General features: G+C 45.2%; 23 protein-coding genes. 14 read left to right on the top strand and 9 right to left on the bottom strand.

What is annotated here, in order from left to right:
• Positions 1-184: 184 nt before the first annotated feature.
• From glpA to glpC, 3 genes are read left to right on the top strand one after another with little or no spacing between them, the layout of a single operon-like run.
• Positions 185-1,840, top strand: a complete 1,656-nt coding sequence (gene glpA / locus JK188_RS06220) for an anaerobic glycerol-3-phosphate dehydrogenase subunit A (RefSeq protein WP_211887315.1) — start codon at positions 185-187, stop codon at positions 1,838-1,840.
• Positions 1,830-3,125, top strand: coding sequence for a glycerol-3-phosphate dehydrogenase subunit GlpB (gene glpB, locus JK188_RS06215; protein WP_036955984.1), 1,296 nt, complete (start codon positions 1,830-1,832; stop codon positions 3,123-3,125). Before glpA ends, glpB begins: the two co-directional genes overlap by 11 nt.
• Positions 3,122-4,318, top strand: a complete 1,197-nt coding sequence (glpC, locus tag JK188_RS06210) for an anaerobic glycerol-3-phosphate dehydrogenase subunit GlpC (RefSeq protein ID WP_006659019.1) — start codon at positions 3,122-3,124, stop codon at positions 4,316-4,318. The genes glpB and glpC overlap by 4 nt, the downstream gene beginning before the upstream one ends.
• A gap of 93 nt (positions 4,319-4,411) precedes the next feature.
• On the opposite strand, the gene JK188_RS06205 is transcribed toward glpC, so the two are convergent.
• On the bottom strand, positions 4,412-5,080 hold the full coding sequence (locus JK188_RS06205) for a 7-cyano-7-deazaguanine/7-aminomethyl-7-deazaguanine transporter (protein ID WP_036955987.1): 669 nt from the start codon (positions 5,078-5,080) through the stop codon (positions 4,412-4,414).
• Positions 5,081-5,241: 161 nt separating this feature from the next.
• Between JK188_RS06205 and tusA the strand changes: the two genes are divergently transcribed.
• The gene (gene tusA, locus JK188_RS06200; RefSeq protein WP_036955989.1) at positions 5,242-5,496 is read left to right on the top strand and encodes a sulfurtransferase TusA; all 255 of its coding nucleotides are present in this window, start codon (positions 5,242-5,244) and stop codon (positions 5,494-5,496) included.
• A 68-nt stretch (positions 5,497-5,564) separates the two neighbouring features.
• On the opposite strand, the gene JK188_RS06195 is transcribed toward tusA, so the two are convergent.
• The 4 genes from JK188_RS06195 to JK188_RS06180 form a co-directional block, all read right to left on the bottom strand.
• Positions 5,565-5,723, bottom strand: a complete 159-nt coding sequence (locus tag JK188_RS06195; RefSeq protein WP_211887317.1) for a hypothetical protein — start codon at positions 5,721-5,723, stop codon at positions 5,565-5,567.
• A gap of 35 nt (positions 5,724-5,758) precedes the next feature.
• Positions 5,759-6,661 carry an Rpn family recombination-promoting nuclease/putative transposase gene (locus tag JK188_RS06190; RefSeq protein WP_211887318.1) on the bottom strand — a complete coding sequence of 301 codons (903 nt, stop codon included), beginning with the start codon at positions 6,659-6,661 and terminating at the stop codon, positions 5,759-5,761.
• Between the two features lie 198 nt (positions 6,662-6,859).
• Positions 6,860-9,202, bottom strand: coding sequence for a zinc/cadmium/mercury/lead-transporting ATPase (locus JK188_RS06185; protein ID WP_211887320.1), 2,343 nt, complete (start codon positions 9,200-9,202; stop codon positions 6,860-6,862).
• Between the two features lie 148 nt (positions 9,203-9,350).
• Entirely contained in the window at positions 9,351-9,980 is a 630-nt protein-coding gene (locus JK188_RS06180) for a lysoplasmalogenase (RefSeq protein WP_108478414.1), read from the bottom strand.
• Positions 9,981-10,138: 158 nt separating this feature from the next.
• Here JK188_RS06180 and JK188_RS06175 point away from each other — a divergent pair, with 158 nt between their 5' ends.
• A complete protein-coding gene (locus tag JK188_RS06175; RefSeq protein WP_211887321.1) occupies positions 10,139-10,492 on the top strand; it encodes a DUF2500 family protein in 354 nt (117 codons plus the stop codon).
• A 4-nt stretch (positions 10,493-10,496) separates the two neighbouring features.
• On the opposite strand, the gene JK188_RS06170 is transcribed toward JK188_RS06175, so the two are convergent.
• Positions 10,497-10,781, bottom strand: a complete 285-nt coding sequence (locus JK188_RS06170) for a DUF1145 family protein (RefSeq protein ID WP_036956002.1) — start codon at positions 10,779-10,781, stop codon at positions 10,497-10,499.
• Positions 10,771-11,388: a 16S rRNA (guanine(966)-N(2))-methyltransferase gene (rsmD, locus tag JK188_RS06165; protein ID WP_211887323.1), complete on the bottom strand. Its 618-nt coding sequence runs from the start codon at positions 11,386-11,388 to the stop codon at positions 10,771-10,773. Before rsmD ends, JK188_RS06170 begins: the two co-directional genes overlap by 11 nt.
• A 217-nt stretch (positions 11,389-11,605) precedes the next feature.
• On the opposite strand from rsmD, the gene ftsY reads away from it, so the two are divergent.
• From ftsY to rpoH, 4 genes are all read left to right on the top strand, one after another.
• Positions 11,606-13,444: a signal recognition particle-docking protein FtsY gene (ftsY, locus tag JK188_RS06160; RefSeq protein WP_211887325.1), complete on the top strand. Its 1,839-nt coding sequence runs from the start codon at positions 11,606-11,608 to the stop codon at positions 13,442-13,444.
• Between the two features lie 6 nt (positions 13,445-13,450).
• Positions 13,451-14,116, top strand: a complete 666-nt coding sequence (gene ftsE / locus JK188_RS06155) for a cell division ATP-binding protein FtsE (protein ID WP_036956008.1) — start codon at positions 13,451-13,453, stop codon at positions 14,114-14,116.
• Positions 14,109-15,086, top strand: coding sequence for a permease-like cell division protein FtsX (ftsX, locus tag JK188_RS06150; RefSeq protein ID WP_132496629.1), 978 nt, complete (start codon positions 14,109-14,111; stop codon positions 15,084-15,086). The genes ftsE and ftsX overlap by 8 nt, the downstream gene beginning before the upstream one ends.
• A 202-nt stretch (positions 15,087-15,288) precedes the next feature.
• Positions 15,289-16,164 carry an RNA polymerase sigma factor RpoH gene (gene rpoH, locus JK188_RS06145; protein WP_108478418.1) on the top strand — a complete coding sequence of 292 codons (876 nt, stop codon included), beginning with the start codon at positions 15,289-15,291 and terminating at the stop codon, positions 16,162-16,164.
• Positions 16,165-16,264: 100 nt separating this feature from the next.
• Here the strand turns inward: rpoH and gloA2 are convergent, their stop codons facing one another.
• Positions 16,265-16,651, bottom strand: a complete 387-nt coding sequence (gloA2, locus tag JK188_RS06140) for an SMU1112c/YaeR family gloxylase I-like metalloprotein (protein ID WP_211887326.1) — start codon at positions 16,649-16,651, stop codon at positions 16,265-16,267.
• On the bottom strand, positions 16,648-17,064 hold the full coding sequence (gene panM, locus JK188_RS06135) for an aspartate 1-decarboxylase autocleavage activator PanM (protein WP_108478508.1): 417 nt from the start codon (positions 17,062-17,064) through the stop codon (positions 16,648-16,650). The genes gloA2 and panM overlap by 4 nt, the downstream gene beginning before the upstream one ends.
• Before the next feature lie 390 nt (positions 17,065-17,454).
• On the opposite strand from panM, the gene JK188_RS06130 reads away from it, so the two are divergent.
• The 5 genes from JK188_RS06130 to livF all read left to right on the top strand — a co-directional run bounded on the left by JK188_RS06130 (position 17,455) and on the right by livF (position 22,352).
• Positions 17,455-18,564 carry a branched-chain amino acid ABC transporter substrate-binding protein gene (locus JK188_RS06130; RefSeq protein WP_132496626.1) on the top strand — a complete coding sequence of 370 codons (1,110 nt, stop codon included), beginning with the start codon at positions 17,455-17,457 and terminating at the stop codon, positions 18,562-18,564.
• A 107-nt stretch (positions 18,565-18,671) separates the two neighbouring features.
• Positions 18,672-19,598 (top strand): high-affinity branched-chain amino acid ABC transporter permease LivH, encoded by a 927-nt coding sequence (gene livH / locus JK188_RS06125; protein WP_036956017.1) that lies wholly within the window; start codon positions 18,672-18,674, stop codon positions 19,596-19,598.
• Positions 19,595-20,863, top strand: coding sequence for a high-affinity branched-chain amino acid ABC transporter permease LivM (locus JK188_RS06120; RefSeq protein WP_036956019.1), 1,269 nt, complete (start codon positions 19,595-19,597; stop codon positions 20,861-20,863). Before livH ends, JK188_RS06120 begins: the two co-directional genes overlap by 4 nt.
• Positions 20,860-21,651 carry a high-affinity branched-chain amino acid ABC transporter ATP-binding protein LivG gene (gene livG, locus JK188_RS06115; protein WP_036956021.1) on the top strand — a complete coding sequence of 264 codons (792 nt, stop codon included), beginning with the start codon at positions 20,860-20,862 and terminating at the stop codon, positions 21,649-21,651. Before JK188_RS06120 ends, livG begins: the two co-directional genes overlap by 4 nt.
• On the top strand, positions 21,651-22,352 hold the full coding sequence (livF, locus tag JK188_RS06110) for a high-affinity branched-chain amino acid ABC transporter ATP-binding protein LivF (protein WP_211887328.1): 702 nt from the start codon (positions 21,651-21,653) through the stop codon (positions 22,350-22,352). The genes livG and livF overlap by 1 nt, the downstream gene beginning before the upstream one ends.
• Positions 22,353-22,659 lie beyond the last annotated feature (307 nt).

The raw sequence follows: 22,659 nt of genomic DNA, 5'->3' as shown, positions 1-22,659 counted from the left end.
GTGAATTATTTTGTGAGGGTTATCACGCTTCCGCGCTTTGATGTACCTAATTTGTACTTTTGACTTTCGTTTTTGTTCCTTATCAAACATTGAGCGCTTTTTTGAGCTTATATTAACTATAGACTATAAAAATAGAAACTATACTTATCGAATAGTGAAGATTGATTAACGTGAGGAATGCGACATGAATGGCTCATCTGTGACTGAAACGGATGTCATCATTATCGGTGGTGGCGCAACAGGTGCAGGTGTCGCTCGTGACTGCGCTCGCCGTGGATTAAAAGCAGTTTTGCTAGAACGGCATGATATTGCGACAGGTGCAACAGGGCGTAACCATGGCTTGCTACACAGTGGTGCTCGTTATGCCGTGACAGATAGTGAATCGGCAAGAGAGTGTATAGAAGAAAACAAAATTCTTAAGCGTATTGCTCATCATTGTGTTGAAAAAACCGATGGACTCTTTATTACCCTACCTGAAGATAGCCTCGAATATCAGCAGCAATTTATCACCGCTTGCCAATCCGCTGGCATCGATGCTCAAGCGATTGATCCCGCGGAAGCTATTCGCTTAGAGCCTTCAGTTAACCCGCGTTTAATTGGTGCGGTTCGCGTGCCTGATGGTACTGTCGACCCATTCCGTCTAACCGCTGCAAATATGCTCGATGCGCGCGAACATGGCGCTAAAGTGCTGACTTACCATGAAGTGATTGGCTTGATCCGCCAAGGGGATAAAGTCCGCGGCGTGACGGTTTATGACCATCAAGCTAAGCGCCAATATGATATTCATGCGCAAATCGTGGTGAATGCTGGCGGAATTTGGGGACAGAAAATTGCCGAATACGCCGATCTGAAAATCAAAATGTTCCCAGCGAAAGGAGCATTACTTATTTTAGGTCACCGTCTTAACAATATGGTGATCAATCGTTGTCGTAAACCGGCAGATGCGGACATTCTGGTTCCGGGGGATACCATTTCTTTAATTGGTACTACGTCAACGCACATCGAATATGACCAAATCGATAATATGTATGTGACACCAGAAGAAGTGGATATTTTGATCCGCGAAGGTTCTATGTTGTCACCCGCATTAGCGACAACGCGCATTTTACGCGCGTATGCGGGTGTTCGCCCATTAGTGGCGAGTGATGATGACCCTTCTGGTCGTAACGTAAGCCGCGGTATCGTGTTACTCGACCACGCAAAACGCGATGGTTTAGACGGTTTCATTACCATTACGGGCGGTAAGTTAATGACTTATCGCTTAATGGCAGAATGGGCGACCAATAAAGTCTGTGAAAAATTGGGTGTCACAACCTCATGCACGACGGCGGAAGCACCACTGCCGGGCTCTCAACACAGTGCAGAAGAAGCGCTGCGTAATGTGGTCTCTATCCCTGCACCTATTCGTGGCTCTGCGGTTTATCGACATGGTGATAGGGCGTCTGCGATCCTCAGCGCTAATCGTTTAGATAAAAGCTTAGTGTGTGAGTGTGAAGCGGTGACGGCGGGTGAGGTTCGTTATGCGGTGGAATCTTTAACCGTCAATAACTTGCTTGATTTACGTCGTCGTACCCGTGTAGGCATGGGTACGTGCCAAGGTGAACTTTGTGCTTGCCGCGCGGCGGGATTACTCAATCGTTTTAACGTCACTACACCACATGAAACCGAGCAGCAACTGGGGCACTTCTTAAATGAGCGTTGGAAAGGGGTGAGACCAATTGCTTGGGGGGATGCTTTGCGTGAAAGCGAGTTTACCAGTTGGGTGTATCACGGATTATGTGGCATGAATGAAAGTACATTGAGCCAGCCTGCTCAGAAGGAGGCAGAGAATGAAATATGATGCAGTAGTGATGGGCGGAGGCCTTGCCGGTCTTATCTGTGGAATTCGTCTGACTCAATCAGGACTTTCTTGTGCCATCGTGAGTGCAGGGCAGAACGCACTGCATTTCTCGTCGGGTTCATTGGATTTATTAACGCATCTTCCTGATGGTACTCAAGTCGAGCAACCGCTGTCCATGTTGGAAGCGCTAGAACAACAAGCACCGAGTCATCCGTACAGTTTGATTGGGGCAGAAAAAGTCGCTGAGCTGGCTCAATTGGCACAGACTACACTACAGCAAGCAGGGCTACATCTAAAAGGTTCTTGCGAAGAAAACCATTACCGTATTACGCCGTTAGGTCATAAGCGAATGACATGGCTTAGCCCTGAGTCGGTGCCAACAACTGCACTTCATCAACCGATGGAATTAGGCAAAATTGCGGTTGTGGGTATTGAAGGTTTCCTCGATTTTCAACCGCAAATGGTGGCGGATGAGTTGGATCGTCAAGGATTAGAAGCTGAGGCGTGCTATGTTCACTTGCCACTGCTTGATCGTTTAAGAGAAAACCCAAGCGAGTTCCGAGCGATTAACGTAGCACGCTGGTTAGATAGACCTGAAAATATGGCGCAAATCGTGGAAGAAATTGCACCGTTAGTCGCCAATGCGGATGCGGTGTTTATGCCTGCGTGTATTGGTCTAGACAGTGAAGAACCAATGCTAGAGTTACAGAAACGCTTAGGTAAGCCGCTATTTTTACTGCCAACATTACCACCATCTTTATTAGGTATTCGCCTTCATGAAATGCTATTACGCCAGTTCCGCCGTCAAGGCGGGATCATGATGCCGGGTGATAAAGTCACTTCCGTCAATTTCGTGGGGTCACGTATTGAATCTGTGCAAACCCGTAATCACGGTAATATTTCATTGAAAGCTAAACATTTTGTGTTGGCGACGGGAAGTTTCTTTAATAACGGCTTGGTAGCGAAATTTGACCAAGTGTATGAACCCTTGATGCATTTGGATTTAGGCGAAATCGGCGACCGCGCCAAATGGACAAATAAAGAGTTCTTCGCATCTCAGCCATATATGGCGTTTGGTGTACAAACCGATGAGAATTTACGCGGTAAAAAACACGGTGAAACCATCGAAAACCTGTATGTTGCGGGTGCAGTATTAAGCGGGTTTGATCCGCTGACTCAAGGTTGTGGCGCAGGGGTTTCACTGGTCAGTGGCTTATATGCCGCGAATGAAATCGTTAATGAATTTGCTAAAGATAAAGCCATGCAGGCGGAGGTGGCGCAATGAGTATTCAAGATGCAAGCTTTGAAAGCTGTATAAAGTGCACCGTTTGTACCACCTATTGCCCAGTGGCAAAAGCGAACCCACTGTATCCGGGACCAAAACAAGCGGGTCCTGATGGTGAGCGTTTACGCTTAAAAGATCCGATGATGTACGATGATGCATTGAAATTCTGTACCAACTGTAAGCGTTGCGAAGTGGCCTGCCCGTCTGATGTGAAGATTGGCGATATTATCGCGCGCGCTCGTAATACCTATAGCCAGCAGAAACCGAAACTGCGTGATGCGATTTTAAGCCATACAGACATTATGGGCTCTTTATCGACCCCATTTGCCCCTGTAGTCAACACCATTACAGGCTTAAAACCCGTTCGCCAAATTCTGGATAAAGCCCTTAAAATTGACCATCGCCGTGAGCTACCGAAATACTCATTCGGGACTTTCCGTCGTTGGTACGGTAAACAAGCCGCAGAGCAGGCGAAATTTGAGGAACAGGTGGCATTCTTCCACGGCTGTTACGTGAACTATAACCATCCACAATTGGGTAAAGATTTAATCAAAGTTTTCAACGGGATGAATATCGGTGTTCAGCTATTAAAACGTGAAAAATGTTGTGGTGTGGCACTGATCGCAAACGGATTTATGAAGCAAGCGAAACGCCAAGCGAATGTGAATTTGGAATCACTCCAAGAGACGATTCTGGAGAAACATATTCCCGTCGTGGCGACCTCATCGACCTGCACATTTACCATTCGTGATGAATATACCCATGTGCTGGATGTCGATACTTCTGAGATGCGCGATAACATTGAACTAGCGACCCGCTACATTTATCGTCTGCTGGAAGAAGGGCGCGAGCTGAAACTGAAACACACTCCATTAAAAGTGGCTTATCACACACCATGCCATATGGAAAAAATGGGTTGGACATCCTACACCCTTGAATTGATCAAGCGCGTACCGGGTGTTGAACTGATTGTTTTAGATTCACAATGTTGCGGTATCGCAGGAACTTACGGGTTCAAAAAAGAGAACTACGAAGTTTCCCAAGGTATTGGGGCTGGGCTGTTCCGTCAAATTGAAGAGAGCGGTGCGGATATGGTGATCACCGACTGTGAAACCTGTAAATGGCAAATTGAAATGTCCACCAGTAAGAAATGTGAACACCCAATTTCACTACTGGCTCGCGCGCTCGAATAATCAATTGTTGTGTTGAGTAATGTGAAAAGTAGTTAGGTATTAATCAAGTTAACCCCTTGGGAGATAAGTGATGGCTTATCTCCCTTTTTTATCTCAGTGCTGAGGGGATAATTGTTTCTTACTGGCGGTAGCGAAGAAAGTCTTCAAAATAAAGTTCAGTAATAAACCATAAGCTGGCAAGAAAAACAGCATACAAATTAATAGCTTGAATACGTAATCAACGAGAGCGATTTCCATCCAGTTTGCTGCCATAAACGGATCGCTGCTTTGATAAAACGCGATAAAAAAGAACGCGATGGTATCAATCAAGTTACCAAAAAACATGGCGCAGGCGGGAGCCACAAACCAGCGTTTGTTTTGGCGCAGGCGGTTAAATACGCTGACATCCAAGATTTGGCCGAGGACATATGCCATAAAACTTGCCGCCGCAATACGTGCAACAAACAGGTTAAATGTCATGATAGCCGCGAAACCTTGCCATTCTCCTTGGAAAAACAGAGCAGAAATCACATACGAAATTAATAATGCCGGTAACATGACCGCAGTGATAATTCGACGAGCTAATGGCGCACCATAGATGCGAACCGTTAAGTCCGTAGCAAGGAAAATAAAGGGAAAGGTAAACGCACCCCAGGTAGTATGAAACCCAAAAATATTAATGGGTAACTGCACCAAGTAGTTGCTGGATGTAATAATTAAAATATGAAACAACGATAGCCAAATTAACGCAGTGGCTTTTTGCTGCGGAGTAAACGTAAACATATTGTACCTTTTTAGTGGCAATGGGGTGAGGGAACCCATGAATAACATCCCTAAATTGGGAAGAGCGCATCATACTCTCGTTGCGCAACAAAATCAAAACTGTTCATCTACTGCTCGTGGCTTTACAATAAGCCCATTGATGACCAAGAGAATGTGGTGTTATGTCTGACTTATTTTCTAATCCAACGAAAACCCTTGATACGCTAGGGCTGCGCTGCCCTGAACCTGTAATGCTGGTGCGTAAAACCGTGCGTAATATGGCGGATGGTGATACGTTGCTAATCATTGCTGATGACCCCGCAACCACCCGCGATATTCCGGGTTTTTGCCGTTTTATGGAACACGAACTGCTAGCGGTTGAAGCGGAGAATGCACCGTATCGTTATTTATTGCGCAAAAAAGCCAGCGGCCTGTAATACCTAGTCAGTGGCATTGTTAATAGATAGCCTTTTTGCTTCGCAGGAGGCTATTGTTGATGGGCGATTTAACTAAGTGCTTGAATTTCACTGGTTGATAATTCAGTGATTTTGCTGATAGTTTCTATGTTTAAGCCAAGTTGTAAGCCCATCAATGTCACCTTGAATTGAGCCTTTTTTTTTCCTTCCTTTATTCCTTCATTTTTTAACCGCTGTGCAATATTCATTGTTTTTTATTCTCGATATAAGTCTATGTTGCGATTTAATTAAGCGCTTGAATTTCACTGGCTGATAACCCAGTGAGTTTGCGGATAACGTCAATGTCTAAACCAAGTTGTAAGCTTTTTAAAGCAATTTCTTGTAGAGTTTCTTCCTTTCCCTCAACTTTTCCCTCAACTTTTCCTTCATTTTTTAACCGCTGTGCAATATTCATAATAGTTCCTCGATGGTTTTCGGCTTGGTCGATTAGTGTCTCGACAATGTATGTGTAATAAGGTGAATCCATGATGATAAATAAGTAATTCAAGATAGTGATCACGTCATCTTTGTCATTATAGTGGTTGTTTAATATTTGAACGAAGTGCTCAGTGACTCTCTGGTGGTCATTTCGCAGTTTTTTGTGTTTCATTGCGAGTTCCATCACAGCAATTTTGCGGTGACTAACTATTTCGGTATCCTCAACTACGGTGATATCCACCAACGGAAAAGGGCTGCTATACAGGTCATGGGCTATTTCTGGGTGGGGCAAGCATTGCGTCCATACCTCTTCATAAGGATAAGGGGATGCTTTCCCGTGATAAAACAAAATGGGGACAACGAGTGGTAAGGTTTTATGTCCTTGCTGTAGATGTTGATTCATCGCCATGAATGCGTAGTGCATTAAACGCCAGCCCATCAACTTGTCAGGTGTCGACTGATGTTCGACTAACAGATAGATATAACTATCCCTCGTTTTTGTTTGAACAGAATAGAGAACATCGGAAAACCGGGTTCTCAATTTGCTATCAATAAAAGCTGAATTAATGAGGGTAAGCGTATCGAAATCGCACAAGCGTTTAATGTGCTCAGGTAAATGAAGTTCAAAAAAATCTCGGGCATTGCCCTGTTTCGTCATAAAGCCTTTAAAGGCGGCATCATGGGGTGTTGAACTTGCACTATTAGCCATATCCACGCTCAGCAAATGTTGTCGATGACCGAGATATTACCCAATATTTTTGTGTGCGGGAGAAAAGTTAGTCTTAAATTCAGCTGGTGAATGATTCATGTAACTCTTTGCTGTAATTAATGATTTTAAATTTTTCATGCATAAAAAAACGCCGCAATGATCATCATTACGGCGTTGAGATATCAAACTAAAGAAAGGCTATTTTTTGATTTCGGGCAGCTTAACGCGCAGTAAGCGAACCGCGTTGGCGGTGACTAATGCCGTAGCGCCAGAATCCGCTAATACGGCAACCCATAATCCAGTGATACCTAACAAGCTCGTCACCAAGAAAACCGCTTTTAAGCCCAAGGCGATAGTGATGTTCTCGCGGATGATCTTCCGTGTGGCTCTGGATAATGCGACGATTTCAGGTAATCCAGTCAAACGGTTATGGGTTAAAGCGGCATCCGCAGTTTCTAAAGCAACGTCAGTTCCACCACCCATTGCAACACCAATACTTGACGCTTTCATGGCTGGGGCATCGTTGATACCGTCACCTACCATCATGGTGTTGTGATCGCGATTAAGCTCCATCACCGCGGTGACTTTATCTTCTGGCAACAATCCTGCACGGAATTCCATACCTAGCTGATTTGCGATGGCACTGGCTGCACGTGGGTTATCCCCTGTTAGCATCACGGCATTAACATTCAGTGATTTCAACATAGCCATTGCATCAGCAGCATCGCCACGTAAGGTATCTTGTAGGGCGGTTAAACCAATAACTTGGTTCTCTTCTAACGTGACGACAACCGTTTTACCTTGCGCCTCTAATTCTTCCACTTTCGCTTGCCATTGGCTGCTTAATGGAGGCTCAACCCTTGATGGTGCGCTAACTAACACTTGCTTACCGTTAAAAGAACCTTCGACCCCTTTACCTGCGAGTGCTTTACGCTCTAACGCTTCTTCAACAGTGATAGATAACGCTTCAGCTTTGTTGACGATAGCTTTAGCCAGTGGGTGATGAGAACCGACTTCCACCGAGGCGGTGATACGAATTAACTCGCTTTCACTCAGACCTTCAACAGCGACGATATCGGTGACGTGTGGTTTACCTTCCGTCAGTGTACCTGTTTTATCCAATGCAATCGTGGTGACTGTTCCCAATTGCTCTAATGCAGCGCCACCTTTAATTAAGGCTCCACGGCGAGTGGCCGTTGCGAGTGCTGAAGTGATTGCCGCAGGGGTTGAGATAACCAGTGCGCAAGGACAACCAATTAATAACAGAGTCAGACCACGGTAAATCCAAGTATCCCATGCTGCATCGAAGAACATTGGCGGGATCACTATAACCAAGGCAGAAATCAGCATGATAATTGGGGTATAGATGCGGCTGAAGCGGTCAATAAATCGCTCAATTGGCGCACGACGCTCTTCGGCTTCTTCAATCAGTTGCAAGATGCGGTCGATAGCATTTTGACCTTGCTCTGATACCACTTCCATTTGTACGGCTTTATCGACGGACAAACAGCCCGCAGCTACTTTTTCCCCAGCATTGCGTTCTACAGGGACGGATTCACCGGTTAATGCGCTTTCATCAAAGCTTGCGAATCCAGCAACCAGCACCGCATCGGTTGGTAATCGACCGCCAGGTGCAATTTCAATGATGTCCCCAGGGCGTAACTGTGCGACAGGAACTGACGTTTTTTGTCCATCCTTGATAAGCACGGCATCTTCAGGGACTAAAGCCATGAGTGCGCTAACACCTCGGCGAGCGCGTCCCGCAGAGTAGGATTCAAGCATTTCACCCAGCATAAACAGCAAGATAACCATGGCGGCTTCTTCAGTTGCTTGGATAAAAATCGCCCCTACAGCGGCAACGGTCATCAAGGTTTCAATTGCAAATGGTGTACCGGTACGAATCAAACGTAATGATTTACGTGCGATAGGGTATAACCCAAATAACGTGGTTAGGATAAACGCAACGTTACCCAGCTGTGGATTAACAAACTCAAGTCCCCAGCTGATTGCCATCAGGATAGCTAAAATGATGACGGGCTTCGCTTCACTCAATAAGCTTGGTGGCGGTGCTGATGTTGCACTCGCGCTACCCACATCATGTAGTTCGTAACCTGCGGCTTCGACCGTTGAACGAACGACGGCAGTGACGTCTTTGTCAGCATCGACGACGAGTTTTTCAGTGGCAAAGAGGACTTTGGCTTGAGTGACTTCGCGAATTTGGGAAATCGCGTTTTCGATTTTAGCCGCACAGCTTGGGCAGTCCATCCCGCGTACAATCCAGCTAAAACGCTGTTTAGCGGTTTGTGTGGGCTCTACATCATCATTTGCAGCGGATGTTGAGCTACAGCAGCTACCATGTTGATGGGATTTTTCATCGTCATCATCATGAGCATGATTTTTGTCATCGCCATGATGATGTTCATGGGATGATGCGTCATGACTCACAGCTTTGCTATTCTCTACAGCTGCGGATGAGCAAGTGTTTCCTGAGCAGCAAGACGTGCTGTGTGCATGGGTATCTTTATGAGAGTGTGAGTGCATAAGCGCCCCCTTTTTCTAGATGCGTTTTTAACCATGTTCTCTAATTAAGGTTAAGTCTACACTTTGGAGTAGACTCTAGAGTCAAACGAAAAAGGGGAAGCCAATTGATAAAATTCTCAAATAGCACGTTTTATCAATTGGCGGGGAATTACAAGTAAATGGCACGAACAATAAAGAACTGACCGAGGAAGTAGAATGCAGCTACGACTGCTTTAGAGGCTTTGAATGGAAAACGGAAATGGGCAATTAGCCAGATGCAGTGAGATAAAAACAGCATAGAAGCGCCCACCATAATCGAGAAATTAAATTCTCGACCTAAGCCAAAGTATTGGTCTCCTGCCACCCACATCATAATCATGCTCATAATAATAGAGGCGAAAACTACAGGTTGTTGGCTTTCCAGTTTTCCCCAAATCAGCACCAAGGTGACGGCTGCGATAGCGATAGGGACGATAAGCCAAGGCAGATACAGACCAAAGTTGAATTGCATTCCAAAGCTAATGGTGTAGACCAAATAGCTTAAGAACATCAACCCTAAAGAAGTAAGCAAGTGCTCACTAGAAAACATTCTCGAAAGGTCGGCAACTAAGGAAAGCACCAAACCGCCTAAAATCAGGTAGGTTTGCGCATTTAAGTCGTCAGAGCTCCATCCCCAGAATAGTAGAAGAAGTAAAGTGATAGGGCGGAATAACCAACGTTGCCACTCAGGACCACGATAGGCTGCATCAACGTACAGCCAGCCAGAAAATAAAACAGCGAGGAATGGCCAACTAATCATACACATATCCTTAAGAGTTTCTGGAAAAGATAAATCACCAAGAGCGATTAAATATAAATGAACTATACCGCGTCTCGCATAAATTGTATGGCGTTTATCTGCAATTTGAGCGATAGAGGGTATATACTTATGATAATTCTAAGCTAAATATATAAATTATGAATAAGCCAATTCTCTTAATTATTGTTCTTGCGATTATCGCCGTGTTAGCCACTAAGCGTTTTTTTGACCAAAAGAAACAGAATGAAATTAACGATAATTCATTACCTGTCAGTCAGTTAGTGCTCGTAAAAGAGAAAAAAGATTACCCTTATCCAAATATGCGTTCTCGGGAGCGCGATGTGGTATCCCCTGAAACTTTTCGCTATGAACTTTATTTTCAGACTCAAGCTTCAGGAGAAACGATTAAGGTGATCGTCAGCGAAGAGCAGTACCAAGGTGTTAAATTGGGTGCTAAAGGTAAGCTAACCCTACAAGGTACGCGATTTATTCGCTTCGAACCCTCTGAATAAACGGTTATTTCTTTTTAGCGGCTTCAATAGCCGCTTTTGTTTTCTTATGCATCGCGAGCATTTCAAATACGCCAAAAAAGAAAATTTTTGTCTGCTGGAGCCCTGTTAGCTTTTGATCTTTAGGTAAGCTAGCTTTCAGGAAAATAGTCTGCAATGCATGCATGAAAATCATAAATACCATTGCGACATCCATAAAATATTTCAATGGCTTAGGGAATGGATGCACAATATTAAAGATCATAAAACCCCAAACACAAATCATAAGCAGACGTCCGATATTAATCAGCATCTTTTTCTCCCTGCATACTTGATGAATTAACAGATTGACGAATAAATAGACGATACGCAACTTGACCCGCGACCTTTTCACGGTGTAACTGCCAGTTTGCGGGAATGTCAGTAAGTGGTAACTCCGCTTCTGACTCTACATAAATCCAGCTTTCATCAGCTAGCCACTGATTTTTTTCCAGCAGAGTGATGGTTTCTCCAAGGAGCCCTTTACGAAAAGGTGGGTCGATAAATACCACATCACAAGGCGTTCCTGCTTGGCTGAGAACGCTGAGGCTGCTGTTATTAATAACGGTCGCATTATCAGCGTCTAAGCGGACTTTGTTCTCACTAAGAAGCTTGGCATTTTGTTTATCAAGTTCAATAAACGTGACGTGTTCGGCAAAGCGAGATAAGGCTTCAAAACCTAAAGCGCCGCTACCCGCGAAACAATCAAGACAGCGAGCATCACGGATCACTGGCATTAGCCAGTTAAAGAGCGTTTCTTTGATGCGATCTGTGGTGGGACGTAAGCCCTCACTATCGCGTACAGGCAGTTTTCGCCCACGCCACTTACCACCAATGACACGAATTTGCCCCAAGGAGGCTGTTTGTGGTTTTTTTGCCATAATATGTATAGTTGCTTAGTTCATTGAGGAATGTATAAATTATTGGGGACTATTGTAGCGCTTCGGTTTCACGGTTTTAACAGAAAAATAAGAATAAATTGTCAGGATTTTTCTTTCAGATATGTGTTGCTGCGCGATGAAATGATAGACTGCATGTAATTTTATTGCGATTTAATTTTTAAACGCCATGTTTTTACCGCGAGGAGTGTAGTGGCTGATGGCTAAAGATAAGAAAAAAGGCTTTTTCTCATGGTTGGGATTTGGTCGTAAGAATGAAGAAGAAACTCAGCAACCTGATGTCGAACTGAAAAATGATGTTGTTCATGATACAGAGCAACAGGATGCCGCTACAGCAGAAGCTGAGCGTCAACATCAAGCAGAACTTGATGCAATTAAAGCGGCAGAAGATGAAGCTGAGCGCCAATATCAAGCTGAACAAGATGCGATTACGGCTGCCGCGGAAGAAGCAGAACGCCAGCATAAAGCGCAATTAGAGGCGATGCGCATTGCGGCAGAAAATGCAGAGCAAGAGCGTCAAGTAGCAGAAGAAAAGCGTATAGCAGAAGAAAAAGCGGCTAGAGAAGCGTTAGAAGCCCAGGCTTTACGCCAAGCAGAAGAAGCAGCGGAACGCCAACATCAAATCGAGCAGGCTGCGATTAAAGCTGCCGAAGAAGAAGTTGAACGCCAGCATCAAGCTGAGTTAGCCGTTATCAAAGCCGCAGAAGAAAAAGCGGAACGTGAATACCAAGCAGCGGAAGCCGCTCGTTTAGCGCAAGAGCAAGCTGATCGCGAACGACAAGAGGCGGAAATCACCCGTCTGGCGGAAGAAGAGGCAGAGCGCCAACGCCAAGCTGAACTCGCTGCTATCAAAGAAGCGGAAGAGAAAGCCGAACGCGAACGCCAAGAGGCGGAAGCGGCTCGCTTAGCGGAAGAAGAAGCTGAGCGTCAACGCCAAGCTGAACTCGCCGCTATCAAAGAAGCGGAAGAAAAAGCGGAACGTGAACGTCAAGAGACGGAAGCGGCTCGCTTAGCGGAAGAAGAAGCTGCTCGTATAGCAGAAGAAGAGGCAGAGGCGGCACGTTTAGCAGAGGAAGAAGCAGCTAAAGCTCAGCCAGTTGAGCAAGAGAAACCGAAAAAAGAAGGCTTTTTCAGCCGTCTAAAGAAAGGCTTATTAAAAACACGTCAAAATCTAGGTTCGGGTTTCCTTGGTCTATTCAAGGGCAAAAAAATCGATGACGATCTTTTTGAAGAGCTAGAAGAGCAGTTATTAATTGCGGATGTCGGTGTTGAAACTACCCGTAAAATCATTGATAACTTGACTCAGCACGCTTCCCGTAAAGAGCTAAAAGATGCCGAAGCGTTGTACGGTAAGCTGCGTGAAGAAATGTCTGATATTTTAGCCACGGTAGACAAACCATTAGAGATCGAAGGTAAAAAACCTTATGTTATTCTGATGGTTGGTGTTAACGGTGTGGGTAAAACAACAACAATTGGTAAATTAGCACGTCAGTATCAATCAGAAGGTAAGTCCGTAATGTTGGCTGCGGGTGATACATTCCGTGCAGCGGCAGTTGAACAACTGCAAGTGTGGGGCGATCGTAACAATATTTCAGTTGTTGCTCAGCATACTGGCGCTGATCCTGCTTCCGTGATTTTTGATGCGATTCAATCCGCTCAAGCAAAAGGTGTCGATGTGTTGATCGCCGATACCGCAGGGCGCTTACAAAATAAAGCGCACTTAATGGAAGAACTGAAGAAAATCGTCCGCGTGATGAAAAAGCTTGATGAGTCAGCCCCTCATGAAATTATGCTGACCCTCGATGCGAGCACGGGACAAAATGCGGTTAGTCAGGCTAAAATTTTCAATGACGCCGTAGGTTTAACTGGTATTACACTGACAAAACTCGATGGTACAGCAAAAGGTGGCGTAATCTTCTCAATCGCTGATCAGTTCGGTATTCCAATCCGTTATATCGGGATTGGTGAAGGTATTGAAGATTTACGCCCATTTAAAGCCGATGACTTTATCGAGGCTCTATTTGCCCGAGAGGAATAATTTTCGATGATCCGCTTTGAACATGTGAGTAAAGCTTATCGCGGTGGCCGCCAAGCACTCCAAGGGGTAGATTTCCATCTACGCCCTGGGGAAATGGCATTTTTAACGGGTCACTCAGGCGCAGGTAAAAGTACATTACTTAAACTGATTTGTGGTATTGAGCGCCCAAGTGCGGGTCATATTCTGTTTAATGGTCACGATATCAGCCGACTAAAAGACAGAGAGATCCCTTTTCTGCGCAGACAGATCGGCATGATTTTCCAAGATCACCATCTGTTATTTGACCGCACAGTTTATGACAACGTGGCGATGCCGCTGATTATTTCTGGTGCAAGTAGCGAAGATATTCGCCGACGTGTGAGCGCTGCATTGGATAAAGTCGGTTTGTTGGATAAAGCGAGAAATTTCCCAATCCAACTGTCTGGTGGTGAACAGCAGCGTGTGGGAATTGCGCGTGCAGTGGTGAATAAGCCAACGATGCTTCTCGCGGATGAACCGACAGGTAACCTTGATAACGAGTTATCTGAAGGCATTATGCGTTTATTTGAAGAGTTTAACCGCGTGGGTGTGACCGTATTAATGGCAACCCACGATATTGCGTTGATTGAACGCCGTAATTTGCGTGTATTGACCTTAAGCGAAGGTCGGATGCTTGGAGGTCAACATGGCTAAGAATGTCCGCAAAGCGAAGCCAGAACGTGCCATGCAATCAAAAAGCAAAGCACTCAAAGGCGGCTGGCGTGAGCAGTGGCGCTACTCTTGGCTAAATGCACTGGCTGACATGCTACGTCAACCGCTGGCAACCTTTTTAACTGTGATGGTCATTGCCATTTCATTAGCGTTGCCAAGCCTGTGTTATATCGTTTGGAAGAACGTTTCCCAAGCAGCTGAACAGTGGTACCCGACGCCTCAGTTGACGGTCTATCTGGATAAGTCTCTCGATGAGCAAGGTGGACAAAATGTGGTGACTCAGCTTGAAGCCCTTGATGGTGTTGCTCATGTGAATTACTTATCTCGCGACCAAGCGATATCTGAATTCCGTAGCTGGTCTGGCTTTAGCACCGCATTAGATATGCTAGAAGAGAATCCACTGCCAGCGGTGGCAATTATCACCCCGAAACTGGATTTTGAAGGTTCGAATGCTCTAGCAACACTGCGCGACCGTGTTAGCCAAGTTAACGGCATTGAAGAAGTTCGAATGGATGATAGCTGGTTCTCACGCCTAGCGGCATTAACACGGTTGGTAGGGCAAGTGGCATCGGTGATTGGCATCTTAATGATAGTTTCATTGTTCTTAGTGATTGGTAATAGTGTGCGGTTAAATATCTTTGCCCGTCGCGATACCATCAATGTGATGAAGCTGATTGGTGCCACAGATGGCTTTATCATGCGGCCGTTCTTAAATGGCGGGGTTGTGTTAGGCGCACTGGGTGCGGTGATCGCCCTCATTATGACATTCTTACTTGTGTGGCAGTTGTCCGATTTAGTGGCGCAAGTAGCAAGCGTATTTGGTACGCAATTCCACATTGAAGGGCTGTTGTGGGAAGAGGCTCTGTTGATTATTCTAATGTCTGCAATTGTGGGCTGGGTAGCAGCATGGCTGGCAACATTACAACATTTACGCCATTTCAGACCTGAATAATTTAATTGTTCCCATCGGTGCTAACTTATTGGTCCCGATGGGAAAAATAAATTTCTACGAACTTCTTTTCTAATTATGTGTCAGATATTGACCTGCGGTTAACTATTCTTGTATATAATTTATTTAACGCGGCTAAGCTGATAGACTACGGTTTGTCTGTATCGAATCTCTCCCATTTCAGTACAATTCATAGAGGATCTTAATGACCAAAGACATGCAATCATTAGCGCTTGTTCCACAAGGAAGTATTGAAGCTTACATGCGAGCTGCCAATGCTTACCCGATGCTGACCGCAGAGGAAGAAAAGGAACTGGCAGAAAGGCTGCATTACGATGGTGACCTCGAAGCTGCTAAGCAACTGATTTTATCCCATTTGCGCTTTGTTATTCACATCGCGCGTAGCTATGCAGGCTATGGTTTACCACAAGCTGACTTAATTCAGGAGGGCAATATCGGCCTGATGAAGGCTGTGCGTCGTTTTAATCCTGAGGTGGGTGTGCGTCTGGTGTCTTTCGCAGTGCATTGGATCAAAGCGGAAATTCATGAATACGTTTTACGTAACTGGCGTATCGTTAAAGTCGCAACAACAAAATCCCAGCGTAAGTTATTCTTTAATTTAAGAAAGAATAAAAAACGCCTTGGTTGGTTTAACCAAGAAGAAGTGGATATGGTTGCGCAAGAGCTAGGCGTGAGCACCAAAGATGTGCTGGAAATGGAATCCCGTATGGCGGCGCAAGACATGGCATTTGATATGTCTGACGACGATGATAGCGGTGATTTCGGTGGTCCTGTTGCGCCCGTGCTTTTTCTTCAAGATAAGTCTTCTGATTTTGCCAATACCATTGAAGATGATAACTGGGAAAGTCATGCAACTGACCGTTTAGCTGATGCGTTAGCCTCATTAGATGAGCGCAGCCAAGATATCATTCGCGCTCGTTGGTTGGATGATGACAACAAAACGACGCTGCAAGAGCTTGCCGATAAATACGGTGTTTCTGCTGAGCGTGTTCGTCAGCTTGAAAAGAATGCCATGAAAAAGCTGCGTCTTGCTATGGAAGATGAAGACGACGAGATGTAATCTTTCTCGTTCATCAACGTTATCTGCATTTATTTCTGCTTTATTAGCCCAGAATTTAAATGCAGATAACTGATTCATTAACTGTTTTTGATAATTTCCGTTAGTGAGAATAGAGCTCTAAAGGTAGCCCATCCGGATCCGCAAAGAAGGTAAAACGCTTCTGAGTGTACGGATCGATTCTTACCCCTTCACATACCACCTGATTTTGTGCCAAATAGGCAATCCATTCCTCAATATTATCCACTTCAAACGCTAAATGACGCAATCCAGTCGCTTCAGGGTAACTGAGTCTTTTGGGCGGATTGGCGAAACTAAATAGTTCAATCTGATAATGCTCTCCAAAAGCTAAATCTGCTTTCCATGAGTCATTCTCTGGACGGTAATATTCTGCGAGAAGCTGTAATCCAAGGATCTGACAGTAAAAATGCTTACTCTTAGCAAAATCGGAGCAAATAATAGCAACGTGATGAATTTTATTAAGTTTCATACTAATGGCTCAATATTTAGCTGCCAATGATGAGTTTCTTCGGCGGGTTGAAAACCACAAGCAACAAGAAATTTCTCCAAAGCGATTTTGTTTTGCGGTTCCACGCCCTGCAAGTCAAAGATCCAATGGCGGATTTCAGGTTGTTGACGGAAAATTTCCTGTAAAAGATATAACCCAACGCCGCGACGGCGAGTGATTTCACGGACATTAAAATCACAGATCGTACCTTGTTGTTGATAAATAACCACTTTAGCCGCTGCTAATAATCGCTCATTAAAACGCGCTCCATAAAAACGTACACCAGACTCAAGATTTTGTTCGAGTTGAGTTCGACTCTGGTCTAGCCAGATTTTCGATAAGTCGATGTATTGTTGCTCAGTAGGATTGACCAGAGGGATGATGGTAAGTCTCATGTTGTTTTGATCCATTTCATGGTGCATGTTGCACGCTATTCTAACAGCAGAGTGATCTGTAACCGATTTTTTAATTTCAAAGAGAAAAATTTGGTATTGATGAATTTTCCGAGTTTCCCTCGGATTAAGCCAAATTTAACCGGAATATAACACTAGCATTTACAAAAAATACACGTTTTATCATTAGCTTTTTATTCTGCAATTGATGTAAATAGCTGCCTCATTCATTTGCTATTTAGCATAATTCTCTTGTTTAATGGTCTGAAATATATGGCCTTATTGGCTATGTTTTGAAATATCAGGCATTGAACCTGTCACCTATAATGATTGATTATAAATCAATCACAAACACTCACAATCATACACAATATTGATGGCGGGGACGCACGAATGAAGAATATTAATAAAGCATTATTAGCGGGTTGTATCGCAATGGCATTAAGCCCAGCAGGATGGGCGAAAGAGATTAAAATTGCAGTCGTCGGCGCTATGTCAGGTCCCGTTGCTCAGTATGGAGATATGGAATTTACGGGAGCTCGCCAAGCTATTGCGGATATTAATGCGAAGGGTGGAATTAACGGCGATACATTGGTTGCCGTTGAATACGACGATGCTTGCGATCCAAAACAAGCGGTTGCGGTCGCCAACAAAGTAATTAACGATGGCATTAAACATGTTATTGGTCACCTCTGCTCCTCCTCCACTCAGCCCGCTTCAGATATTTATGAAGACGAAGGCGTTCTAATGATTACCCCTGCGGCGACCAATGCGGATTTAACCACACGTGGCTACCAGTTGATCATGCGTACAACAGGTTTGGATTCTGACCAAGGTCCAACCGCAGCGAAATACATTATCGAAAAAATCAAACCTAAGCGTATTGCAGTGGTACATGATAAACAGCAATACGGTGAAGGTTTGGCTCGCTCAGTACGTGAAAGCTTGAACAAAGCGGGCGTGAAAGAAGTGATGTTTGAAGGGGTCACTGCGGGTGATAAAGATTTCTCTGCACTGGTCGCTAAGCTGAAAAAAGAGAACGTCGATTTTGTCTATTTCGGCGGCTACTATCCAGAAATGGGGCAAATTTTACGCCAAGCGAAACAATCGGGTTTGAACATTCGCTTTATGGGACCTGAAGGTGTGGGTAACTCCTCCCTGTCGAATATTGCAGGCGACGCCTCTGAAGGCATGCTGGTGACATTACCGAAACGTTATGACCAACTTCCAGCTAACCAATCCATCGTCGATGCAATTAAAAAGAAAAAAGAAGATCCAACAGGACCATTTGTATGGACAACTTATGCCGCAATCCAAGGCTTAACCACGGCGATGCAGCGTACAGGCAGCACGGAACCCGATGTGCTGGCGAAAGATCTGAAAGCTAATCCAGTGGATACCGTCATGGGGCAATTAAGCTGGAAGCCAAATGGTGACCTGAAAGGTTTCGAATTCGGTGTGTTTGAATGGCACAAAGACGGAACCTCTACTGCACAAGAGTAACTCTCATCTGTATTGAGAAATGATATTCAGTGATGAGCTGGGAGCTTGGTAACGGGCTTCCAGCTTCTGCTCTCCATAGAGGGACAGTAGTTTGAAAGGATAATCTTATGTCAGACCAAATTCTGTATTTTATTCAGCAATTCCTCAATGGCCTAACGTTAGGAAGCACTTACGCGCTGATCGCTATCGGCTATACCATGGTGTACGGCATCATCGGGATGATCAACTTCGCCCACGGTGAAGTGTACATGATTGGTAGCTACGTTTCGTTCATTGTCATTGCGGGCTTAATGATGCTCGGTATCGATGTGGGGTGGATCCTCATTGCAGCGGCATTTGTGGCGGCAATTGTGGTATCAAGCTCCTATGGTTGGAGTATCGAGCGGGTTGCTTACCGTCCCGTTCGTCACTCTAAGCGCCTGATTGCGCTGATCTCAGCTATCGGGATGTCCATCTTCTTACAAAACTACGTCAGTTTATCTCAAGGATCCCGCGATCTAGCGTTGCCAAGCCTGATTACTGGGCAGTGGGTATTAGGTGAAAGTGATGGCTTCTCTGCCATTGTCACCAAAATGCAGCTGACTATCTGGATCGTGACCTTCCTTGCGATGCTGGCATTAACGCTGTTTATCCGCTATTCCCGTATGGGGCGCGCCTGCCGTGCCTGTGCGGAAGATTTAAAAATGGCAAGTCTGCTGGGTATCAACACTGACCGCGTGATCTCTTTGACCTTCGTGATCGGCGCAACGATGGCGGCGGTTGCAGGCGTATTACTAGGGCAATTCTACGGCGTAATTAACCCGTATATTGGCTTTATGGCGGGAATGAAAGCTTTCACCGCAGCCGTATTAGGTGGAATCGGCAGTATTCCAGGTGCAATGCTGGGCGGCTTGATCCTTGGTGTAGCGGAAGCCATGACCTCGGCGTATTTAAGTACGGAATATAAAGATGTCGTCTCATTTGGTTTATTGATTGGTGTTCTGTTGATCATGCCAACTGGCATTCTGGGTCGCCCGGAGGTCGAAAAAGTATGAGAAAAGAAAATTGGATCAGTGCCATTATTGCCTCCGTCACCTTCTTTATTTTAGCCGTATTTATGATGGGGCTAAAATTAGGACTCGATGGGACTAAGCTGATAGTGGAATCAGGGGGAGACGTTCGTTGGAATTGGATCTTTGTCGGCATCGCCATTATCTTTGTGTATCAATTAATTCGCCCTGCATTAAGCAAAGTGTGGCAAGGCGTACCCAAAAAATCGTGGGCGTTACCGGATTTTGACGGTGGCTCGCTTAGACAAAAAATTATTGGGATCGCTATCATTATTGGGGCGATCATCTGGCCATTTTTGGTGTCTCGCGGCAGCGTCGATATTGCCACATTAACCCTGATCTACGTGATGCTGGGGCTGGGCTTAAACGTCGTAGTTGGGTTGTCAGGATTATTGGTACTCGGCTATGCGGGCTTCTACGCTATCGGCGCTTACACCTTTGGCTTACTCAATCACTATTATGATTTTGGTTTCTGGGAAAGCTTACCGATTGCCGGCTTAACGGCAGCATTAGCTGGGTTCTTATTAGGTTTCCCTGTGCTGAGGTTACGGGGTGACTATTTGGCGATCGTCACCCTTGGGTTTGGGGAGATCGTACGTATTTTATTATTAAATAATACGGAGATCACCGGTGGCCCTAACGGGATCAGCCAACTGCCAAAACCAACTTTCTTTGGCTTAGAATTTAGCCGTACCGCTAAAGATGGTTGGGACACATTCCATAACTTCTTCGGCTTAGATTACAACCCTGGTGACCGGATCATTTTCCTCTATTTTGTGGCGCTGTTGCTGGTGGTGATCACCTTGATCGTGATCAGCCGCTTGTTACGGATGCCATTAGGACGTGCGTGGGAAGCGCTACGTGAAGATGAAATTGCGTGTCGATCATTAGGCTTAAGCCCGACGCGCATTAAATTAACCGCCTTTACGATCAGTGCAACATTTGCAGGGTTTGCCGGAGCATTATTTGCTGCACGACAAGGGTTTATCAGCCCTGAATCCTTCACTTTTGCTGAATCAGCCTTTGTACTGGCGATCGTGGTGCTGGGTGGGATGGGATCGCAAATGTCGGTGATTTTAGCCGCGATCATTTTGGTAGTATCAAGGGAGATGATGCGTGATCTGAATGAATACAGCATGTTGCTGCTGGGGGCATTGATGGTGCTGATGATGATCTGGCGCCCACAAGGCTTATTGCCGATGCAGCGCCGTCAAATGAAGCTGAAAAATGTGCAGGGAGGCGGATCATGACGACGCCTATTCAGCCTTCGGCTGTACCGTTATTGCAAGTCAGTGGCCTAACCATGCGCTTTGGTGGTTTGCTTGCGGTCAACAACGTGGAACTGACGTTAAACCAAGGGGAAATCGTTTCACTGATTGGTCCCAATGGTGCAGGGAAAACTACCATATTTAACTGTTTAACTGGGTTTTATAAGCCAACGAGCGGGGCGATCCTCTATCGAGATAAGCATCTTGAAGGGCTTCCGGGTCAAGCTATTGCTCGCCTTGGGGTGATCCGTACATTCCAGCATGTTCGCTTATTCAAAGAGATGACGGTGATTGAAAACTTATTAGTGGCTCAGCACCAACATCTGAAAAGCGGTATTTTCTCAGGCTTACTGAAAACGCCAGCATTTCGCCGAGCAGAAGCCGAAGCGGTGGATAATGCGGTGAAATGGCTAGAGCGGGTCAATCTTTCTGAGTTTGCTAACCGCCAAGCGGGGAATCTGGCGTATGGTCAACAGCGTCGCCTAGAAATTGCCCGTTGCATGGTGACGCGACCTGAAATTTTGATGTTGGATGAGCCAGCGGCAGGGTTAAACCCGAAGGAAACTAACGATCTGGATGAGCTAATTGCGGAGCTGAGAACCCATCATAATGTCTCTATCTTATTGATAGAGCATGATATGAAATTGGTGATGGGCATTTCTGATCGAATTTATGTGGTGAACCAAGGAACACCTCTGGCGAATGGAACACCAAACGAAATTCGCCAGCATCCTGATGTGATCAAAGCCTACTTGGGAGAAGCTTACTGATGCTGGAATTTAAACAAGTTTCCACCCATTATGGGAAAATACAGGCGCTGCATGATGTCAGCTTAAATATTCAAAAAGGTGAGATTGTCACGCTGATTGGTGCCAATGGTGCAGGAAAAACCACGTTACTCAGTACGTTATGTGGCGACCCTCGCGCCTCCTCAGGTCAGGTGCTTTATCGCGGAGCGGATATTACTCAGTTACCGACACCACAAATTATGCGCAAAGACATTGCGCTAGTGCCGGAAGGTCGACGGGTATTCTCTCGTATGACCGTTGAGGAAAACCTGGCAATGGGCGGTTTTTTTGCGGATCGCCATCAATATCACGAGCGTATTGAACGGGTTTATTCGTTATTTCCAAGGTTGCATGAACGTCGTAACCAGCGCTCAGGAACCATGTCCGGTGGTGAGCAGCAGATGCTTGCCATTGGGCGGGCGCTGATGAGTCAGCCTGAATTACTGTTATTGGATGAACCTTCATTGGGGCTGGCACCGATTATTATCATGCAAATATTTGACACCATTTTGCAGCTACGGGAAGAGGGGATGACCATCTTCTTGGTGGAGCAAAATGCCAACCAAGCATTGAAATTGGCTGATCGTGGATATGTGTTAGAAAATGGGCATATTGTTCTCGAAGATACCGGAAAAGCCTTATTGGCGAATGAAGCCGTACGCAGCGCCTATTTAGGCGGATAGCTTAAGATTATCAAACGTTAATATTGTTGAGTTGAGCACCCCATAAAATATATCAGATATTTATGGGGTGTTTTATTTGGTGGCGATGAATGCACAAGGTTAAGTATAAAACGCGTGTATCGCCTGTAACGGCTATCAGCTTAATGTGAGGCTTCTCTCATTTCTGTTATTTGCTTGTTTCTACATAAAAAATCAAATGTATATACAAGTTTTTGTGTAGAAACAGCATCCTACTTATTGTTGTCTAACTTTTCTCCATCTCCCTTCTCCACTGTAGCGATAAAAATTCAAATTTCAATGTATATAC

Source organism: Providencia sp. JGM181, assembly GCF_018257375.1.
Taxonomy (GTDB): domain Bacteria; phylum Pseudomonadota; class Gammaproteobacteria; order Enterobacterales; family Enterobacteriaceae; genus Providencia; species Providencia lanzhouensis.
The sequence above is the reverse complement of the archived record's forward strand: the minus strand, read 5'-3'. Positions and strand labels throughout refer to the sequence as shown.

Coding starts and splice junctions, on each gene's coding strand:
- glpA (WP_211887315.1), top strand. CDS start 185: ATGAATGGCTCATCTGTGACTGAAACGGATGTCATCATTATCGGTGGT.
- glpB (WP_036955984.1), top strand. CDS start 1,830: ATGAAATATGATGCAGTAGTGATGGGCGGAGGCCTTGCCGGTCTTATC.
- glpC (WP_006659019.1), top strand. CDS start 3,122: ATGAGTATTCAAGATGCAAGCTTTGAAAGCTGTATAAAGTGCACCGTT.
- JK188_RS06205 (WP_036955987.1), bottom strand. CDS start 5,080: ATGTTTACGTTTACTCCGCAGCAAAAAGCCACTGCGTTAATTTGGCTA.
- tusA (WP_036955989.1), top strand. CDS start 5,242: ATGTCTGACTTATTTTCTAATCCAACGAAAACCCTTGATACGCTAGGG.
- JK188_RS06195 (WP_211887317.1), bottom strand. CDS start 5,723: ATGAATATTGCACAGCGGTTAAAAAATGAAGGAATAAAGGAAGGAAAA.
- JK188_RS06190 (WP_211887318.1), bottom strand. CDS start 6,661: ATGGCTAATAGTGCAAGTTCAACACCCCATGATGCCGCCTTTAAAGGC.
- JK188_RS06185 (WP_211887320.1), bottom strand. CDS start 9,202: ATGCACTCACACTCTCATAAAGATACCCATGCACACAGCACGTCTTGC.
- JK188_RS06180 (WP_108478414.1), bottom strand. CDS start 9,980: ATGATTAGTTGGCCATTCCTCGCTGTTTTATTTTCTGGCTGGCTGTAC.
- JK188_RS06175 (WP_211887321.1), top strand. CDS start 10,139: ATGAATAAGCCAATTCTCTTAATTATTGTTCTTGCGATTATCGCCGTG.
- JK188_RS06170 (WP_036956002.1), bottom strand. CDS start 10,781: ATGCTGATTAATATCGGACGTCTGCTTATGATTTGTGTTTGGGGTTTT.
- rsmD (WP_211887323.1), bottom strand. CDS start 11,388: ATGGCAAAAAAACCACAAACAGCCTCCTTGGGGCAAATTCGTGTCATT.
- ftsY (WP_211887325.1), top strand. CDS start 11,606: ATGGCTAAAGATAAGAAAAAAGGCTTTTTCTCATGGTTGGGATTTGGT.
- ftsE (WP_036956008.1), top strand. CDS start 13,451: ATGATCCGCTTTGAACATGTGAGTAAAGCTTATCGCGGTGGCCGCCAA.
- ftsX (WP_132496629.1), top strand. CDS start 14,109: ATGGCTAAGAATGTCCGCAAAGCGAAGCCAGAACGTGCCATGCAATCA.
- rpoH (WP_108478418.1), top strand. CDS start 15,289: ATGACCAAAGACATGCAATCATTAGCGCTTGTTCCACAAGGAAGTATT.
- gloA2 (WP_211887326.1), bottom strand. CDS start 16,651: ATGAAACTTAATAAAATTCATCACGTTGCTATTATTTGCTCCGATTTT.
- panM (WP_108478508.1), bottom strand. CDS start 17,064: ATGAGACTTACCATCATCCCTCTGGTCAATCCTACTGAGCAACAATAC.
- JK188_RS06130 (WP_132496626.1), top strand. CDS start 17,455: ATGAAGAATATTAATAAAGCATTATTAGCGGGTTGTATCGCAATGGCA.
- livH (WP_036956017.1), top strand. CDS start 18,672: ATGTCAGACCAAATTCTGTATTTTATTCAGCAATTCCTCAATGGCCTA.
- JK188_RS06120 (WP_036956019.1), top strand. CDS start 19,595: ATGAGAAAAGAAAATTGGATCAGTGCCATTATTGCCTCCGTCACCTTC.
- livG (WP_036956021.1), top strand. CDS start 20,860: ATGACGACGCCTATTCAGCCTTCGGCTGTACCGTTATTGCAAGTCAGT.
- livF (WP_211887328.1), top strand. CDS start 21,651: ATGCTGGAATTTAAACAAGTTTCCACCCATTATGGGAAAATACAGGCG.